General features: G+C 42.7%; 1 pseudogene. It reads right to left on the bottom strand.

The annotated features are described in order from the left end of the window. Positions 1–258: 258 nt before the first annotated feature. Positions 259–990: pseudogene (locus tag CIK04_RS27650) on the bottom strand (bifunctional NADH-specific enoyl-ACP reductase/trans-2-enoyl-CoA reductase); the annotation flags it as partial.

Here is a 990-nt window from a genome sequence, read left to right as displayed (position 1 = left end):
GATATACGCCAACAGGTTGACAATTCTCTGCCAACTTTCTTGCATTGCTTCTGGAATCTCATAATCCAACGTTCTGTATTTGCCATGAGCAAACATCCTTGTTTGAATGAGCTTGAGCTTCAGTTTTAAAWTATAATGACGGCAAACATCCTTGTTAGTATAAGGGGCTAGAGTTGGCGTTACCCAAAAAAAAGATCCCGAAATCGTTCGGGACGGGTAAATAAAAGATTGAATCTCAATAATGGAACACTGTGTAGGCTAAGGCGTTAATTTCAAAATTGTTTGTAAGTCAATATCTTGTGAATAGTCAACTTCGTCAAATCCGAAACCATTGTAGCTGTAAAAACTCGTTTTAAACCCTTGGTAATCACCGATTACTTGGAAATTATTGGCATCCATTTCTTCTAGAATCTGGTTCACTTTATTTTGAATATGAGGCGCCAGTTCCCAATCATCCATCCGAATCAATCGTTCGCCATCAACACTGACGTGGTCTTGTACCGTAAGTTTCGTGCGAATAGCGCTGCATTTGCTCAATGCATCCTTCGTGACATTTTTCGTCTTTCATCACACGGTAGAGCGCAAGTAGATAAGGCGAGAGTGCAGGAATAAATACGCTGGCTTTCGTCACCAATGCCTTACACACTGTGGCGTAAGCACCACCATTGAAATTGGCGAGTTTGAGATTAAGAGAAGTGACGTGGTTTGGTCGAAGATCAATCTTTGCTCTACCTAAAGTGCCATCGCGATAGATCGGTGGTCGTTTCTGGTCCGACATAAGAAAAAGCGACGGTTTGGCAACCATCTGCAATCGATTCTGCGTTGATCAAAGTATCAATCCAGCTTTCCCAATCTTCACCGCCCATGACTTTAATGGTGTGCAATGCTTCTTCTTCTGTAGCCGATTCGAGCGTGGTGTCAATCCAGCGATCATGCTCTAAATCGAGCGATGCTCCCGTCACTGTTTGGCCAAAAGGTTTAATCACACTT

This window comes from Vibrio sp. 03_296 (assembly GCF_002265885.1).
Note: the sequence above shows the minus strand (reverse complement) of the source record. Positions and strands in the feature narration are given on the sequence as shown.